The organism is Microcoleus sp. S36a_B3 (genome assembly GCF_036700745.1).
Taxonomy (GTDB): domain Bacteria; phylum Cyanobacteriota; class Cyanobacteriia; order Cyanobacteriales; family Microcoleaceae; genus Microcoleus.
In genome coordinates this window covers 132,595-149,890 of record NZ_JAUBPN010000012.1, presented here as the reverse complement: position 1 = coordinate 149,890, position 17,296 = coordinate 132,595, and the positions used below count along the sequence as shown (strand labels likewise).

The 17,296-nt window shown below is 47.3% G+C and carries 16 protein-coding genes; 5 read left to right on the top strand and 11 right to left on the bottom strand.

Features of this window, described 5'->3' with window-relative positions; genetic code table 11:
- Positions 1–738, bottom strand: coding sequence for a hypothetical protein (locus tag QUA01_RS15315; protein WP_333090497.1), 738 nt, complete (start codon positions 736–738; stop codon positions 1–3).
- Complete coding sequence (locus QUA01_RS15310; protein WP_333090496.1) at positions 735–1,061, bottom strand: MgPME-cyclase complex family protein; 327 nt, start codon at positions 1,059–1,061, stop codon at positions 735–737. The genes QUA01_RS15315 and QUA01_RS15310 overlap by 4 nt, the downstream gene beginning before the upstream one ends.
- A 704-nt stretch (positions 1,062–1,765) precedes the next feature.
- On the opposite strand from QUA01_RS15310, the gene QUA01_RS15305 reads away from it, so the two are divergent.
- Positions 1,766–2,980 (top strand): glycosyltransferase, encoded by a 1,215-nt coding sequence (locus tag QUA01_RS15305; RefSeq protein ID WP_333090494.1) that lies wholly within the window; start codon positions 1,766–1,768, stop codon positions 2,978–2,980.
- 126 nt (positions 2,981–3,106) lie between these two features.
- Here QUA01_RS15305 and QUA01_RS15300 read toward each other — a convergent pair whose 3' ends face one another.
- From QUA01_RS15300 to QUA01_RS15290, 3 genes are all read right to left on the bottom strand, one after another.
- Positions 3,107–4,015 (bottom strand): AAA family ATPase, encoded by a 909-nt coding sequence (locus QUA01_RS15300; protein WP_333090492.1) that lies wholly within the window; start codon positions 4,013–4,015, stop codon positions 3,107–3,109.
- A 178-nt stretch (positions 4,016–4,193) separates the two neighbouring features.
- Entirely contained in the window at positions 4,194–5,411 is a 1,218-nt protein-coding gene (locus tag QUA01_RS15295) for a bifunctional riboflavin kinase/FAD synthetase (protein WP_333090490.1), read from the bottom strand.
- Positions 5,412–5,726: 315 nt separating this feature from the next.
- Complete coding sequence (locus QUA01_RS15290; protein ID WP_333090488.1) at positions 5,727–6,614, bottom strand: MBL fold metallo-hydrolase; 888 nt, start codon at positions 6,612–6,614, stop codon at positions 5,727–5,729.
- A gap of 1,100 nt (positions 6,615–7,714) precedes the next feature.
- Between QUA01_RS15290 and QUA01_RS15285 the strand changes: the two genes are divergently transcribed.
- On the top strand, positions 7,715–8,656 hold the full coding sequence (locus QUA01_RS15285; RefSeq protein ID WP_333090485.1) for a hypothetical protein: 942 nt from the start codon (positions 7,715–7,717) through the stop codon (positions 8,654–8,656).
- Here QUA01_RS15285 and QUA01_RS15280 read toward each other — a convergent pair.
- Entirely contained in the window at positions 8,624–9,238 is a 615-nt protein-coding gene (locus tag QUA01_RS15280; protein ID WP_333090483.1) for a hypothetical protein, read from the bottom strand. The two genes, QUA01_RS15285 and QUA01_RS15280, sit on opposite strands and share 33 nt — an antisense overlap.
- 513 nt (positions 9,239–9,751) lie before the next feature.
- On the opposite strand from QUA01_RS15280, the gene QUA01_RS15275 reads away from it, so the two are divergent.
- Positions 9,752–10,657 carry an alpha/beta fold hydrolase gene (locus QUA01_RS15275; protein ID WP_333090481.1) on the top strand — a complete coding sequence of 302 codons (906 nt, stop codon included), beginning with the start codon at positions 9,752–9,754 and terminating at the stop codon, positions 10,655–10,657.
- A gap of 293 nt (positions 10,658–10,950) precedes the next feature.
- On the opposite strand, the gene QUA01_RS15270 is transcribed toward QUA01_RS15275, so the two are convergent.
- Positions 10,951–11,478, bottom strand: coding sequence for a DUF4330 domain-containing protein (locus QUA01_RS15270; protein ID WP_194011245.1), 528 nt, complete (start codon positions 11,476–11,478; stop codon positions 10,951–10,953).
- 148 nt (positions 11,479–11,626) lie between these two features.
- Between QUA01_RS15270 and QUA01_RS15265 the strand changes: the two genes are divergently transcribed.
- The gene (locus tag QUA01_RS15265; RefSeq protein ID WP_333090479.1) at positions 11,627–11,911 is read left to right on the top strand and encodes a hypothetical protein; all 285 of its coding nucleotides are present in this window, start codon (positions 11,627–11,629) and stop codon (positions 11,909–11,911) included.
- Positions 11,912–12,062: 151 nt separating this feature from the next.
- Entirely contained in the window at positions 12,063–12,917 is an 855-nt protein-coding gene (locus QUA01_RS15260) for a M48 family metallopeptidase (protein ID WP_333090476.1), read from the top strand.
- 198 nt (positions 12,918–13,115) lie between these two features.
- Here the strand turns inward: QUA01_RS15260 and QUA01_RS15255 are convergent, their stop codons facing one another.
- The 4 genes from QUA01_RS15255 to QUA01_RS15240 form a co-directional block, all read right to left on the bottom strand.
- A complete protein-coding gene (locus QUA01_RS15255; protein WP_194069461.1) occupies positions 13,116–13,883 on the bottom strand; it encodes a metallophosphoesterase family protein in 768 nt (255 codons plus the stop codon).
- Positions 13,884–14,337: 454 nt separating this feature from the next.
- The gene (locus QUA01_RS15250; RefSeq protein WP_333090475.1) at positions 14,338–15,084 is read right to left on the bottom strand and encodes a DUF1995 family protein; all 747 of its coding nucleotides are present in this window, start codon (positions 15,082–15,084) and stop codon (positions 14,338–14,340) included.
- A 149-nt stretch (positions 15,085–15,233) separates the two neighbouring features.
- Positions 15,234–15,965, bottom strand: a complete 732-nt coding sequence (locus QUA01_RS15245; protein ID WP_333090474.1) for a cyclase family protein — start codon at positions 15,963–15,965, stop codon at positions 15,234–15,236.
- Between the two features lie 111 nt (positions 15,966–16,076).
- Entirely contained in the window at positions 16,077–17,159 is a 1,083-nt protein-coding gene (locus tag QUA01_RS15240) for an acyl-CoA dehydrogenase family protein (RefSeq protein WP_333090473.1), read from the bottom strand.
- Positions 17,160–17,296 lie beyond the last annotated feature (137 nt).

Below are 17,296 nucleotides of genomic sequence, written 5' to 3'. Positions count from 1 at the left end.
TCACCTAACAGCAGGACTAATTACCGTAACGCGGCGGCTGTCTACCAACATCGGCCAAAAACCTCGATCGCTCAATGCTTTTACCGCAGCAGTAGCGGCATTTTGATCCGTGGTATAAGCGACGAATAAAAAAGGACGCTGGCCGTAGGAAGCCAACCCTACTTGCGTGCCCAATACTTGCTTGACTTGGGTGGCTAATTCCGGTTGATTGAAGTAATCCACTAACACTGCATAACCGGGGCCTAGGGCTTGGGGATTGAACCCAATATTGCCAGTTTGAGGATTGGCGATTGGTTCAGAACCTGTTGCTGGTTCAGGGTTGTATACGGGCAAATTTTGAGGAAGTGCCGCTGCGGGCGATCGTACTACATAAGCTTGTAATCCGACAACATCTTCGATATATTTAACCCAATCGCTAGCAATTTGCGAGTCGCGAAAGCCACCAATTCGCGTCACCGTATCGTTGATGTACCGACAAACTGTATTGTCAGTATTTCCGGGAAAAGAGCGTTTGGCTTTTTCTTGCTGTTCTGGTGTTCTGGTGACAATTAACAGTAGATATTCGTCGGACAGCGGCGGTTCGCAGCTCGACTGAGCTTTAACAGAACTCGATAAAATTGTCAAGGTCAAAATAGCGATCGTCGTAGCAGAAAATAGGGGAAAAAAGACAAAGAAATTGTACAATCTTCCCGTTAATTTTCCTAGCTTCTCTGTAGATTTTTTTGCTAGTTGATTCATGCTGTCTGTAGCGAGGCGAGGGCATCGGGAATATTGGCTGACGGTGCTTGAAACTCACCTGTCAGTACATATTCTAATCGGAGTTTCAACCAGGTAATGAAAACAGGATCGATGGAAATAATTGCTGCAGCGGGTTGAGGGCATTTTGCTTTGACTTCTGCCATTGTCGGCGCTTCTAGAAAAGCTGGCTGTTTGACCAACCAGAAGTCTATTTGTTTTTCTTGTTCGTTGTAGTTACGAATTCTTTCTTTAAACACTTCATCAAGGGCTTCTTCTTCTAGTAAAAAGCGTTGGCTGGCTAAAACGTAGTAGTAGGTTTGCATTTTTGTCGGTTGTTAGGGGTTAGCTGTTAGCGGTTAAAGTCGCCCGTACTGGCCAGTTTTGCTGGTCGGGGCGGGTTTGCCGAGTTGCGGCAGTTTGAGAGTTCTAAACTCTTGTGCCGTTTACTTTACCTTATTTGTTGTCATCTTGGGTAGGTGCAGAGCAAGTCGCCTCATAAAAATCTTTGGTGGTGAGAGTTCGGGGAGTTGTGAGAGTTGCGAGAGTTGCTGGTTTTTTGGGGATTTGGGCGATTATTTTTCGGGCTGGTGATTTTCGGGAAAATTTAGGTGACAATAGGAAATTAGATGGAATTGCACGTTGAATAATTACCAATTATTCAGGCAATCTGGGAGTTGTTCAATCTGATTGGGAGTGCTTTGCATATAAAAACGCTTGAAAGAGTTTTTGATTGTGAGCCCTAAAAAAAGGCTTTCATGGCGAGCGAACTGCTTGCGGGAAAATCAAGGGTTTGTGACTACTACCTAAAAACAGTCCTGACTATTGTATTAAAAATGTAAAATGTGTGGATTGATTTGCTCTGACCGAAATAGCGATCGCCCCGCTGTCACTTCCCCCATCCCACCAAAAGCGATCGCCCTCCGCCCCTGCTCAAATAAGCTCAACAAATCAGCTAAATTTGTTGCCCAGGGAATGCAGCCAAAGGCTAAACTAATCTAAGTTTTACCATAAAATTTTCTCCCCGTTCATGAACATCGCCTATCTAGTCAACCAATACCCCAAAGTCAGCCACAGCTTTGTCCGCAGAGAAATACTCGCAGTGGAAAAATGCGGCATAAAAATCGCACGTTTTTCGATCCGATCCTGCGAATCAGAACTCGTTGATGAGGCCGACAAACTAGAGCAAGAATTGACTAAAGTAATCTTAGGAGTTGGTGTACAGGGGTTAGCGTGGGGTTTGCTGCGCGTTGCCGCAACTAGACCAATTCGATTCATCGAAGCTGTGCGGTTAATGTTCCAAGTTGGCTGGCACTCGGAACGGGGGATTTTGCTGCATCTAGCTTATTTAGCAGAAGCTTGCATTCTTTTAAATTGGTTTGCAGAATCCGGTACAGAACACGTTCACGCTCACTTCGGGACAAATTCCACAACTGTTGCCATGCTGTGCCGCGTGCTGGGCGGCCCGACTTACAGTTTCACCGTTCACGGCCCTGAAGAATTTGATAAAGCGACTCTTCTTTCCTTAGACGAAAAAATTAAACGATCGACCTTTGTAGCAGCAGTTAGTTCCTTCGGTAAAAGTCAGCTTTTTCGGTGGTGCGATCGCACTTTTTGGTCAAAAATCCACGTCATACACTGCGGCGTAGATGCTGCATTTTTAGCTGCACCCTACGTCCCGATACCCGCAGCACCGCGCTTAGCTTGCATTGGCCGCCTCAGCGAACAAAAAGGTCATTTGTTATTGCTAGAAGCTGCTAGCAAGTTAGCAGTTCAAGGCTTGGAGTTTAAATTGGTATTTGTTGGAGACGGGCCGCTGCGAGCTGAAATTGAACAGCAGATTGCACAACTAAATCTGCAAAACCATATAGAAATTACCGGCTGGGCCAGTGGCGATCGAGTTCAGCAAGAAATTTTAGCTTCACGGGCAATGGTATTGCCTAGTTTTGCTGAAGGTTTGCCCGTCGTAATTATGGAAGCCCTCGCTCTCAATCGGCCCGTAATTAGCACCTATGTTGCTGGCATCCCGGAACTCGTAGAACCCGGTGTTTGCGGTTGGTTAGTTCCTCCCGGTTCCGTAGAAGCATTAGCGGTGGCGATGCGCGCAGCATTGGAATCACCTTTAGAAAAGCTAGAAGAAATGGGGAAAACAGGAGCAGAACGGGTAGCTAAACAACACAATGTCGATTTAGAAGCCAAAAAATTAGTAGCGCTGTTTCAAGGATCTATTGAACAATCATTATAAGATAAAAATACCAGGCGGTTTTAACCGCCGTCTTCTCTTTAGTCGGCGTCCGGCGGACATTGTTTGTATAGGATCGGTTTCAACCGCCGTCTCCGATCGATGATCCGATCGAGGATTTGTAACTTTTTAAGGAATAGGAACAGATTTCAACAACTTATCAACAATCGCCTTAGCCCTCCTTCCGCCCGCCGGAATCAACCGGTGAGAAAGTACGTGCGGTGCCAAATCCTTCACATCATCCGGGGTAACATAATCCCGCCCGGAAATAAACGCCAAAGCCTGGGAGGCCCGGTGTAAAGCCACCGCACCCCGGGGACTCACTCCCAGAGTAATCTCTTCATCCTCGCGGGTCGATCGCACCAAATCAACAATATACTGCTTCAAAGAGCCTTCTACCTTCACCGCAGCACACAAGCGGCGCAATTCCTGCACCTCAGATAAAGAAATACAAGGCTGCAAATCCTCAACTGCAAAAGTATCAGACAGCCGTTCCAACATTTGCAACTCTTCCAACGCTTCGGGATAGCCCAAAGTCAAAGACAAAGTAAACCGATCCATCTGCGCTTCCGGTAGCGGAAAAGTGCCTTGATATTCGATCGGGTTTTGAGTAGCAATCACAAAAAACGGTGCCGGAACACTCCGAGAAATTCCGTCTACTGTCACCTGCTTTTCTTCCATCACTTCCAGCAAAGCTGACTGAGTTCGCGGTGTCGCCCGGTTGATTTCATCAGCAAGCAAAACATTAGCAAAAACTGGCCCGGGCAAAAATTCAAACTCTCCGCTGCGGGGATTCCAAATATTAGTACCAGTGATATCCGTCGGCAACAAATCGGGAGTGCACTGAATCCGCTGAAACTTCCCATCGATCGATCGCGCCAAAGACTTCGCCAGCAGAGTTTTTCCTACACCAGGCACGTCTTCCAGCAGCGCGTGCCCGCCCGAAAGCACGGCTACCAGCACCAAGCGAATAGCATCGGCTTTGCCAACAATAGTTTTGCCTAGATTTTGTTTGAGCCGCTCAATATGTTGTCTCATATCCCTGATTTCTAATTGTTAATTGCGAATTGCTAATTGCTAATTGTTGAAAAGATATCAAGATTGCCAAAATCTTGAGTCTTTGCCTTGCGGACTTCGTATTTGTACAACTAGAATTTAGTCTGACTCATCTTGCACCATTTTTAAAAGCGATCGCCTGTTCTAGATCACATAATTATTAGACTTTAGCAGTTAAGAGGCTTCTAGCAATATCGCAATCTGCCTGAATTTGAGTTTTGAGAGATTCCAGAGAAGCGAATTTTTGTTCGGGTCGCAAAAACTCTACCAAACTCGCACTCAAGGTTTGACCGTACAAATCCCCAGACCAATCTAACAGGTGAACTTCCACAGTGGGTTGTAGGCCGTCTACTGTCGGGCGGCAGCCAACATTCATCACCCCATTGACAAAAGATAAATTTGATGCTGTGCCGGGAATTAGAGATTTGGGATTTTCCTGCTGATAGGAAGAACTTTCCTCATTCATCTTTTCCCATCCATGCTTCACCGAGACTCGCACCGCGTACACGCCAAAACGTGGCAAAAATTTTTCCGGCGGCAGTTCGATATTAGCAGTAGGAAATCCGATCGTCCTGCCGAGTCGCTGTCCTCCAACCACAGTCCCGACTAAAGTGTAGGGTCTGCCCAGCAACTGATTGGCTTTTCTGAGGTCGCCGGATGCCAGACCTTCTCGGATGGCAGAACTGCTGATCCGATCGCCCTCACCGCAATTATGCAGCGGTACAAGAGCAACATCAATACCGTAACCAGAGGCGATCGACTGCAAATCCACAGCCGTCCCCGCGCGTCCCCGCCCGAACCGAAAATCAACCCCCACGCTAATTCGACTCGCTTGCAGTTGTCGCACCAGAATTTTTTCGACAAACTCGTCAGCAGTCAAGGCCGCCAGTTCTCGATCGAACGGCAGCAGTACCAGTTGTTCAACACCCATTGCTGCGAGCAATTCTACCTTTTGGGCCAGAGGTGTCAGCAGTTTTCTGGGTTTACCTGTAAAAAATTCTTGCGGGTGCGGATCGAATGTCACTACAGTGCTGTAAAGCCGATCGACCCCATTAGAATCGATCCCACAGAAGCTGTTACCCACAGCCTGACCGAGGGCGATCGAACCATTGAAATTAAGGCCGCTGTCGGCTGTATCGGGCGGTGCTGCTGAGTCGTTATCCCAGCTTGCCGGAGGTTTGCTTTCCAAATTTGCATCTTGGCCAGGGTTTGAGCGCGAGGATTGCGCCGACACCGAAACAGTCGCAGAATTTGATTTAGGCGATCGATTTAAAATTGGCTGCACGACTTGTCGGTGCCCTAGGTGCAAACCATCAAAGTTTCCCAAGGCAACGGCAGTTGGAGTCAGAGCAGCGGTACAGGAAGAAGTTAGCAACACGCTTTACATTTTGACATAATTAGCCCGCGTGCGATCGAAGCGTAGATTTGAGATTAAAGATTAAAGAATTGAGGCGTTGCTGAATATAGGTATGAATTCAAGATCTCCCAATTGCTATAAGCCAAGTATGGTGAATTTTGTAACTCCCTAGAAAAGTTGATTCATACCGTGAATCAGCAACGCCAGAATTGACTCTCGCGCTGCGAGAGTCTCGTAGCTCGTCTTTAGGTAAGTAAGGTCAGCCATAACTTTGAAATTTCCGACCTCAAGATTTCAGAACTTGCAGGCCAATCTCAAATCCCTCAGACAAGCACTTTAGGCGCTTGCACCGACTTCTTCAGATATCTCACCCGGAGGCAGCAACTGTAACGACAAACCTTCCCGGGCCATCAAACTGTTCGGGAACCTTTGAGCCACCTGCTCTCCCACCTTGTCTAAAAACTCGTCATTGTGTAGCGGGTCGTGGTGAAAAATCACCAGCTTCTTGACATTAGCAGCCTTTGCCACCTTCACCGCTTCCTGCCAAGTCGAATGTCCCCAGCCAACCCTGCTAGACTTTTCCGCATAATACTCCTCATCAGTATAAGTAGCATCGTAGATCAGCACCTCAGCATCCCGAGCCAAATACAGCACATTTTCGTCTAAACGATCGGGAAAATGTTCGGTATCAGTCACGTAAGCCGCCGCATAGCCCCGCCAGTTCACCCGGTAGCCCATAGCTTCCCCCGGATGGTTCAACAAAGCAGTTTCCACCTTGATGTCTCCGATTTCCAGCGGTTTGCCCACTTCTATATCGTTAAATTTCAGGTCGGCCCCCATAATTTGCAGAGGCACGGGAAAATTGGGGTGAAGCATCTGGTCGTTTAGCCGCTGCTGGATCGTAGCCTTATTAGGAGCCACTGCCCCATAGATGTGAAAACAATTACCCTTAAGAAAAGCGGGGACAAAAAATGGGAATCCTTGAATGTGATCCCAGTGGGAGTGAGTAAAAAACATATGAGCTTCTACGGGCATCTGCGACAGGAGAGTTTGTCCCAAAACCCGCAATCCAGTACCGCCATCAAAAATTAGGCGGCTCTCACCCACTCGCATTTCTATACAGGGTGTGTTGCCCCCGTAACGTACTGTTTCGGCTCCGGGAGAGGCTATGCTACCTCTAACGCCCCAGAAGTGAACCGTGAATTGGTTTTGCATACTAGACATGGGTTTTCCTGCAAGATTACTCCGGCGAGCCATCGGTAAAATGTTTACATATTGGTAAGGGCTTTGCCGTCAAACCTCTGTTCTTTGACTGTCGAGTTTTGCACGATCGGTGTCAAGCATTTCGTTTGCCAGAGAATCTAAAACTGTTGAGCTTGACGACAGGATAAGAAATTACAACGTAGACTGATGAAGTCTCGATCGCAACTATTATTTTCTTTTCTTCACTAGCCTAACCCTTGCAGACACAATTTGAAGCAGAACTTGGGCCTGAGTCTGGTCTTGCAGTCTATATTTCTCCTGCTTCCGCCCTTGCCGGTACAAGCTGCTGCAGTCGGTTTTGGCGCTGCAGGTTTACGGGCTGGAACCAGGGGAAGCGGCTTGGATGCTATCATTATTACGGTCGATCGACCGTAATATCGAGATATCGGGGTTGGTTGGCGATCGGGCGCGACGCTTCCTGCCCCATACTAGAATTACGGCTAATTTACCAGACTTGATTTTTTCGGATTCTTATTCAAAAATCTTAGCAGTTTAGGAACGATCCTGCTATGGGTTTTCCCACAAGACTGTTGCAATTCTGGGGTTTCACCTGCGGCTGTCGATCCAAACGCTCAACCTGCGAACACAGCCCGATTGGACATCCGGGCACAGCGACGATTTCTCGGGCCCAGGCCCCAAAGGCTAAATTTGCGTCGCGTATTTTTTGGGAGACTGCTTGTCGGCCCGCGGCGCGGTGCGATCGCCCGCACTGTCTCAAAAGTGAGTCAGAAATATTCGCTGTTGACCTGTATTCGTACTTTTTTTAACAATCTGCAATTGCTGGATTTTTTGTAATGATGGCTGGGAATTCAGCGCAGTTGAGGTGTTCACCACGACGGGTTTTAATTTCCGATGATATCATAAAGGAGACCAAGATTGCATCAATATTCGATCGGTTAACGCCAGATTTCAACCGGATCGACACCGACCGACGCAGATCGTTCAATATTGTCTGCTATTGAGTGCAACTCAAGTCTAGTGTCAGAGTCTTGTTTTCCGAGCATTTGAATCCGTGCTAAAAACGCCGGGATAAATGTAAGTTACTTATCAAAAAAGTTACTATGAATCAAGTTAAAAAAACTACAACCAAGCTGAATAGATCGCCAGTGCAAATATCCGATCGCACTTGGCAACTCAGTCAGCTCCCCCCCCTCGACCTGTCTGAGGATATCACTGATGCGCGAGGTTTGAGAGAACTCAGTCTGGACGATCGCTCTAGAGGATTCCCAGAGACTGCCCAAACAAGATATTTCCGGGCTGAGGCCAAGACCGATCGGGCCCGATCGCCTGTGGGTTCTATCGGCTTTGTCAAGTGGTTGCTAGATCGTTTGACTCGATCGAAAGGTTGGCTGACAGTTATCACCCTGGCAGCAATTTGGGCGTTGTCGAACAGTCAGTTACTGTTTTCGACAGGGCTCGGAATCGCAGCCATGATGCTGGTTTACCGAGGAGAGTCGCGGGAGTGGCAATGGCTGCGATCGCAAGTCGAGCAATTTTGGGATAGCCCGAACCGTCGGTTTATTTTAGCAGCGGGCACCGGCGGCATTGCTACCTTGGGCGCTTACATGAGTTTGGCGATTTGGGCGGACTCAAGCAGCCACTGGATGGCTGCGAGCCTGATTTTGCAAAACTTTGGCACGATCGCCATTGCAGGGCTGCTGCTGCGGCAAGCGCTGAGTATGGGAGCCTCAAAAGATGAAGCCACGGTCGATCGCATCCTGGCAGATTTGACCGATGCTGACCCCGTGAAGCGTTTGATTGCAGTGCGGCAAATGACCGATTTGGTAAATAACGGTGGGTTTTGCCATCGGAGTTTTGTCAAAAATCAGCCCGCCAAGCCAAGGAACAGGATAGCCCTAACCCGTGCTGCCGAGTGCTTTCGCCTGATGCTGAGTCAAGAACCGGAAGCTTTAGTCCGCAATGCCCTTCTCGAAGGTTTGCAGACTTGGGATGATACCTATAGCACCAGTTCAAAATCCAAAAATAAAGTCATCGACTATTAGCTGACCGTCAAAAGCATAAAAAGTAATTCGATGAATATTCGGAGCTTTGACACGCAGGGGTGTGCTAGGGGCGATCGGAGAATTAGAGCCTACCAGATTCGGTGCAGGCATTTCATCCTGAACAATTGGGTGTCCGTCAATGTCGCAAGCCGATAAAACAGTTCGCCGCGAACTGGTGACAAGTCCTGACACGCTGCGAACAGGATGCTTGAAAGTTACTTCTATCAATCCGCTTTTTGGCGCTCCCATTAGCACTGTTCTCCCAAAACTGGTGAAAAATGCTGGGTTTGAAGGTTGGATGGCGACAGCATTGCTAAAAGTCACCCCCCAATGTGCAAACTGGTGTTCTACTACTTCAAAGCATTTCAAATCTTCTAAAGCTAGGCGGACGATCGCCGGTACCGTGGCGCGCGATCGCACGTCTGGCCCAGCGCCCGATCGTTCGGGAATGGCGACTAAAGACTTTTTGCCGTTTAAATCCATGCTTCGACAGGCTGTATCAAATTCTGCAAACCCGTCCGATCGAAGACTCTGTGCGTCAACCATAAAACCCTCGCGATCCCGTTTCCTGAGCAGTTGCATTTTTAGTAAATCTCCCTGAAATTGGTTGTTTCTGGTGTTTGGGAATTGATAGTGGCGAGGCGGGAAATTGCCAAACCTGCAACGCCGGAATCGAAAACCGATCGCCTCTAACAAGGACTTTCAACCTCAAAATCGACTGCTCCGCAAAATATGGTAATTAATTATTCTTGATTGGCTCACGGCAGCAAACCAGCGGTCGGTTTAAAAGCGAAATCGAATACTCCTGCTTTCGAGCTTGGCGAACCGACTCGGTGCTTTTGAGGGGTCTTACCCATCATTTTGCTATTATCTCCGATCGACGGTAGGCAAGCAAGGGTGAAGATAACTACAGGGCAAAAGTCCCCAAAATCGCACAACTTAGTTGCTGTCCGTAGTTTCAGGCTTGATTTGTACTAAAATAGATTGAAATCAATACTTAATCTTTACAAAAACTCCGCTAGCTTTGCAACTTTTTTAAATTGAGGCCCGGCTGCGGAGGAAAATCTAAAATCTAATAGCGATTGAGGTTTACTTATGCTTATGCCCCTCGGCTTCGGTCAGCGATCGATAGTTACTTCTCTCGGCAGAATGGTATACTACACTGCTGAAAAAATGCCTGGGCTCGAATTGTCTGCCCCGGCATCTGAAAACAAACCGAATTTGGTATTTTTCCACGGTTTTGGGGGCGGGTCTAGTGCCTACGAATGGTCGAAAGTTTATCCGGCTTTTGCAGCGGAATATCGAATTTTAGCACCGGATTTAATCGGTTGGGGGCGATCGGAACATCCGCCGAGAAATTATCAAGTCGAAGACTATATCACAACTTTGATTGAATTTCTGGAAAAAACTTGCGACAGTCCGACGGATGCGATCGCTTCTTCGCTGACAGGGGCGATCGCGATTCGAGCGGCGATCGCCCGCCCGGATCTGTTCAAATCGCTTATTTTGACAACACCAAGCGGTTTGTCGGACTTCGGACAGGATTACGGCAGCAGTTTCTTCGCTAAGCTAGTCAACACGCCAATTTTAGACCGTTTGCTCTACAGTACGGCCATCGCCACAGACGGCGGGATTCGCAGCTTCTTAGAACAGCGCCAATTTGCCGATTCGCGCCGCGTCTACCAAGAAATTGTCGATGCTTACCTCGAATCTGCCTTAGAACCAAATGCAGAATATGCCGCCCTGTCTTTTGTGCGGGGAGATTTGTGCTTTGATTTGTCGCTGTACATCACTCAGCTAACAACGCCGACAGCGATTATTTGGGGAGAAAAATCGCAGTTTACCAGCCCGGATATCGGCCAGCGATTGGCCAATCTCAACCCCGAAGCAATCAAAGTTTTTCAATCTCTGGAAAATGTGGGTTTGACTCCGCAGTTGGAAATTCCGGCTGTGACTGTTGGCTTAATTCGACAATATTTAAGGGTGCTTTCTCAAGGGTGAAGAAGTCATTAGTCATTAGTCATTAGTCATTAGTCATTAGTCATCAGTCATTAGTGCTGTCGCCTCCGAGCTTTCCGTACAAAGTCATCAGGAAGAAGAAAGAAGGAAGACGGAAGACGGAAGACGGAAGACGGAAGGGGGGAAGAAGAAATATGAATTCCCTCTTCCCCCCTTCCCTATTATAGCGGTTCGATCGCGTTGTGAGGTATGCGCGCGGAAGCCGACAGAACCTCATAGGAGAACTCGAAATGCTAATGACTAATGACTAATGACTAATGACTAATGACTAATGACTATTCTTTGACTCGCACGTCGATGACGCTGGCATTGAAAATGTATTTTTTGCCTTCAAGTTCTAGGGTAGTGCCAATTTTAACCTTCGTATTTCCTAAAACCGGGCCGTTGTCAGTAATTTGACCTTTTCCTTCTAGGGTAAACATCATATTTCTGCTGAAGGATTCTTCTTCTCGGGGATCGGGGAGAGCTTTGAGAGTACCGTTGGGCTGGGGAACTGCGAGGGTTCTGGTGATAGTTTTGACGGATTTGATCGTAATCTGACCGGCGGGCTGGTTGCGGATAACTACGTTGATTTTATCGCCAGCTTTGAACAACTCTGGGAAGTTCGTGCCTTTGAGTCCGATCGCAATTGCATCAATCTCTACAGATTTAACACTAGCGCCGCCGACTTGGGCGACGGAACCGCCCGATGTGCCGGGAAAAAAGAAGATGCCGACTGCAACTAGCAGCACAATCATTGCGGCACATACGTCTAGAATGCTGAGTTTGCCGAACAGCCGGCCTTGAGAATCTAAAATTTTCATAAATCGCCTATAAACGGACAGCGACAGGAGTATCTGTACAAGCCAAAAGATATTACCACAACGATCGCCCAAAATCCGCAGGACTTACAGAGTCGGTGAGGGGTGATGGGGTGATGGGGAAGAGGGGGAGAGTGGGGAGATGGGGAGAGTGGTTAAAATTTGGCAACAAGTTAAAATAGCAACTAAGCAGCGTTCTATTTCGTCTGCCGATTTAGTGACTTTTGAATTTTTCGTAAAAAAAAAAGAATACCGGGCGGTTTCAACCGCCAGAAAGTCAAACAAAACCTGCCGACGCCGGTTGAAGAACGGACGGTTGAAATTACATTATTTTCTTCAGTCTCTTAGAGAGGGACTTTGTTGTTGTAAATCCGGTTTCAACCGCCGTCTTATCTCCATCTTTCATCTTTTCACCCGCTCAGCTTCGCCCTTATAGCCATCTTCCATCTTCCTGATGAGGTGGGACGGAAAGCTCGGGGGGGACAGCACTAATAACTGATGACTAATGACCAATGACTAATGACTAATGACCAATGACTAATGACTAATGACCAATGACTAATGACTTCCTTTAACACTTATCAATTATGTTCAAAAGTTTTTGGTTGACTTGCCGGCATACTTGTGGCCGGGGGATTTATCTGTTTCTGTCGCTGATTGTGACTGCGGGTATCTGGGTGGTTTCCCCGGAACCAACACAGGCGTTTTCTTTGCCGGAACTGATTTTTCGGGGGATTCAAGTTATTCAACTGTCGAATATGTCCGATCGCCAGGAGGTGACTGTTGGCGGACAAATCAATCAGCAGTTGGCGGGGGGAGAAGTAAAAATTTACCGCGATCGCGCTGCTACAGCATATATCAACCGCATCGGTCAGCGGCTGGCAGAGCAAAGCACTCGCCCTAATATTCCTTATACTTTTCAGGTGATTGATGACGACAATATTAATGCTTTTGCGACTATGGGCGGTTTTGTTTATGTGAATAAGGGTTTGATGGCGGCGGCGGATAATGAAGCGGAATTAGCCAGTGTTATGGCCCACGAAATCGGGCATATTAGTGCTCGCCACTCGATTAAACAAATGCGTCAAATGGCGATCGCCTCTGGTGTAGCTTCGGCGACTGGGCTCGATCGCTCTGCGGCGGTGCAGATTGGCGTGGAGTTGGCTTTGCGCCGCCCCCACAGCCGCCAAGCTGAGTACGAGGCGGATCAGTTGGGATTGGAAACTATGGGGCGAGCGGGCTACGCTCAATCTGGGATGGTTGATTTTATGAAAAAGTTGCTCAATCAGTCTTCTCCACCGAGTATTTTGAGCACTCACCCGGCTACGAGCGATCGGATTGCTGCCATCAATGGGGCGATCGATCCGGATCTGGCTAGCGGTGAAGGTTTGAATAATGCGGCTTACAAGCTGGAAATTGACCGACTATTGCGATCTTCCTAGCAATTCTCTAATTGTCAAAGGCGAACTCTTCTCTTTTCTTTTGTTCTCTTTTCTTTTCTTTTCTTTTCTTTTCTTACTTAGCGATCTTTGCGTCTTCGCGGTTCGTTAAAAAACAAATCTATTTGGTAGAGTGCGTTAGAAACAAGTGAATTTCGATTTTGTCGATCGAACTCAAACTAACGCACCCTACAACTTAATTTAACCCTGCTGCTGAACAACAGGGTTAATCTGACTTTTCGGGAATGTAATCTGTGGCTTCAATTGTCGGACAACTTCGTCAAACGGCACAATTCGGACTTGATTGTTAAACACATTTACTTGATAAACTCTGCGGTAGTTGAGGTCAAATCCAGTCAGCCAGCCGCTTTTGGGATGATAAGCACCCGTGTCAATATCCAACCACCCTTGGCCCCTGACTAATTCCCCAGGCCTCACACCCTCAAAGGTAAAAGTGATCGTGTGACCGGTAATAATTAATTTGTTGGGAAAATACGGTTTGGATATCGTGTGAAATTCTTTGCGAATCCAGCACAGTTGTTCGCTAGACTGTTCGTTAATTGGCATAGCCGGATGCACGCCCGCGTGTACCAGCCAGATATCGCCTAAGTCAATGTACGTAGGGAGCGATCGCAGCCAATCTAAGTGTTTGTACGGCATCATCCCTGTCTCTTTGTAGCTGGCGACTGTCGCCTCCCCGCCACTGTACATCCAAAATTGCCACGCCCGCATATCCACCTGCGGCCCCGACAAAGCCTCCAGCATTAGTTGTTCGTGGTTTCCCAGCAGAGTTTGGTAGGGGCTGTGCTGCACAAAATCTAATACCTGAGCGCTTTTGGGCCCGCGATCGATTAAATCTCCCAAAAAATAAACGCGATCCTTCAAGCTCGGGGCAAGTGCCTCTAGCAAGAGCATTAAGCCGTCGTAATGCCCGTGTACGTCCCCGATAACAATGCGTCGGTACTCCACTGTGTTTATCCGCTTCCCTGACTCAAAACCCCAATTACTTGCTTATACCATCTGATTTTGATGCTATTTCCTTCATTCTTTAGGGAGGAGGGGTCTCACCCATTATAGTCCTTGCGATCGAGATTCAGTAATTTTCCCTAATATCTGTTTGTCTTGCTACAGATAGCAAAACTGGCAAGCTTTTCATTGGGTTTCTGCAACTGTTATTACTGAGTCAATCTATTTTAGATACTTCGACTTCGCTCAGTACGAGTTTGAGATTTTAGATACTTCGACTTCGCTCAGTACGAGTTTGAGATTTTAGATTTGAGGTTTACTCGACAGTTATTTGTCGATAAATCAACTCGAAAATAACTCACTTATGTAGGGTGCGTCAGTCAAGATCTATCTATATAAATCACAAATAATCCTAGCTGACGCACCCTACAATACCACGATCGAGCGTTAACAAATCTCACTGAGTCAAAGCTTTGAGAAAAGTCTGAAGTTCTGCCAAAAAACTTTTCTTTTTTAGCGGTTTAACAGGTGCGTTGGAATTTGGATCGACGGTTCCCAAAGCTTTATTTAAAATCCGCTCTAAATCGTCTCCGACGGGTTTTTGGGCGGTTTCAGAAATTAGTTCGTATTCGTCATTTGTTTCCAGCCAAACTTGCCAGGGTTGCGGGTAACAGCGGAATAAAGCCGCATTGTCTAGGGGCCTGATGTAGTAGGAGGATTCGATTTTGTTGAGGAATCGATCGCGCAATTGGCGGGCTGCATAGCCTATCCCTATAGTAGCAACATCTTCGAGTCGCGGGTTGAGTATAATTACCGGACGCCCCCCCGTCGCTAAGTAGAGTTTTTCGACTTGCGCCACTTCTACCGCCGCCGGATTCACTAACAAAAACAGTTCGTCTTCCGGTGCTATTTTCTCTTCAATAGGGGTGCGGCTGCTACCCAAATCAGTCACTTTAAACAGTGTTTCTCCCCAGTCGCGACGGGCGAGGGCCGCCGCACCGGTATCGGGAAAAAAGACTTTGACTCCAGAGTGAATTTCCTCAAATTCTGGGAGAAATTGTTGGGCGATAGACTGTGCTTGCAGTGCTATTTCGGGAAATACTAATTCGACTTGCAGGAGATTTTTGCCGTCCGAGAGGGCGGCGGCTGTTGCACTGCGCGATTGGGCGATCGCCTCGTTGAGATCCTTTGGCAGTTCTGTCATCAATCTTAATTATTTTTACTCGACTTCTCTCACTTTAATTTTACCGCAATAAGCTAATCAACACTAACATTCTATATCAAACAATAATCCAACCATGAGTGAGGTGCGCTTCAGACCAGCCCCAACAAACACTTTAAATGTGCAAGCGTTTAAGCTACAAAAGCTAACACTGACACGGGCGAGCCTGAGCCTCCCAACAAACGTAATATTCCGATAACCAAAGTGATATCAGCAGCAGGTAACAAGTGGAGATTTGCTAGATTTTCCAGCACTATTCGCTGCTTTCCCAATACCATTTTGTTAACCGCAAAACTTTCATCTTGTCCTGGATCTACTCCGTGGGTGTCGGTTCCTATTCCAGCGACTGAGCGTTCTTCCAGCAAAAATTGAGTTGCTGCTTTGCCAAATCCGGGAAAGTGGCAAATTCCGCCTGCATCTGGATTGAAAAATGCTTGCTTGTTATCCCATTTTTCTTGCCATCCAGTATACAATAAAACTAGATTTTCCGGTTCTATAAGTTTGTGCTGTTGTTCCCAATTTAATATATCACTTACAGTTAAAGTGTAGTCTGGATTGGCAACAGTTGCCTCGCGGATGTCGATCGCAATTGCGGGCGAAACTAGCGACTGCGGCTCGTAATTATCAACACTCGCGCCTGCTGGATCGAAGCTGTTGGGTGCGTTGATGTGAGTGCCGCTGTGTTCTCCTATTGAAAATTTTCGTAGGAAATAGCCGTGTTTTTCTATTTGAGATACGGTTTCAAATGCGATCGCCGGATCTCCGGGCCAGATGGGAATATTTGGATGAATTGCATGGGTTAAGTCGATAATGTTTCTGTAGGCGATCGTTTTTAAATTGTTTGAGTTAAAGTTGTTTGTCATCGGCAAAAATTAAGAATTTCGGCGGTTGAAAGCGCTCCTTGTCAAGCACAAATGAATCGGCAGTTGAAACCGCTCCTTGTCAAGCGAAGTCCACTTCTAGCGGACTAAAAGCTAGCTGACAATTCGATCGAGCGCAGCTTCCATCACGTCCTTGGTTTGCCCGGAAACAGTATACACCAAAGCTTCTCGATAAACTCTCCCGGCGGGGTGCTGCGTACCGTTAGCCGCACCGCCGGAAACTACAACTGCTGCGTGCCCGCAACGCACCGCTAAGTCAATGGCTGCGGCTCGGAGCGCTAATTGTTCTGCTTTTGAGCTATGTTGAGATTGTCGGAAATTCTGTTTTAGCCGATCGAGCTTTTGCTCCAATTTTTGGCAAGTCGTCGCCATCACAGGCGAATCTTTAGCAGTCGCCACTGTTGCAATTACATCCAATCCCGCTCTAATACAGCCAAAAGTAGCCGGCACAGAATTCAGGATATTTTTGCTGTCGTTTTCGGCTATCCACCCGACAGGTTTAACCGAAATTATTTCCGATTCATGCAGCAACCAATTATCGAGAGTTGCTGTCACAGTATTAGTCGAGTTCATGGCGATTAACTGCATGATTTCGCTGACAGCTATTTTACCATATTCACGATCGATATTGGCAAAAGGTAGCACACCAAAAACCGCGCGATTGTCTGGAAGTAGCGCAGCCACAATAAACTTTTGAAACAAGCCAAAACCTGTAATCCAAGGAATATTCCCCGACAGTAAATAGCCATCCTTTGTGGGAGTTGCGGTGACAGCCGGATTACCCGTTAGCGAAGCCCTCGAAGAGGATCGCCTCAAATGCGAAAACCCAACACCTAAGCGTAACTCTTTTTGGGCGATCGCGCCCAAGTATCTATTTTTTAGCATTTCATTGTCACTGCTGGCAATCATCGCAGTTGCGCTGTGGTGCTGAGTTTGCAGGAAACCCAAAGCCCCAGAATATCGAGCCGTCAATTCCTGATATTCGTAAAAAAGCTCCGGTGGAATGTCCGCACCGCCCCATTTTTGGGGAACTCGCAACGCTAAGAGCGATCGACTTTCCAACCCAGCAACTGCTATTTTCAGCGCTTCCGAGTCACCGTCGATAACTTCGGCGCGGGGTACAACACACTCTTTAAGATAACTTTTTGTGCTGTGGAGAATTTCTTGAAAATCCATTTTTTATGATTGTTTTAAAATTGGCCTTACTATTATTTCGGAAAGCCCCACAACTAATACAAAATATGAGCCACCCCTTTTATGATTCGGCGGTTGAAACCGCCAGAAAGTCAAACGATGTCGGCCCCGACTGGTTC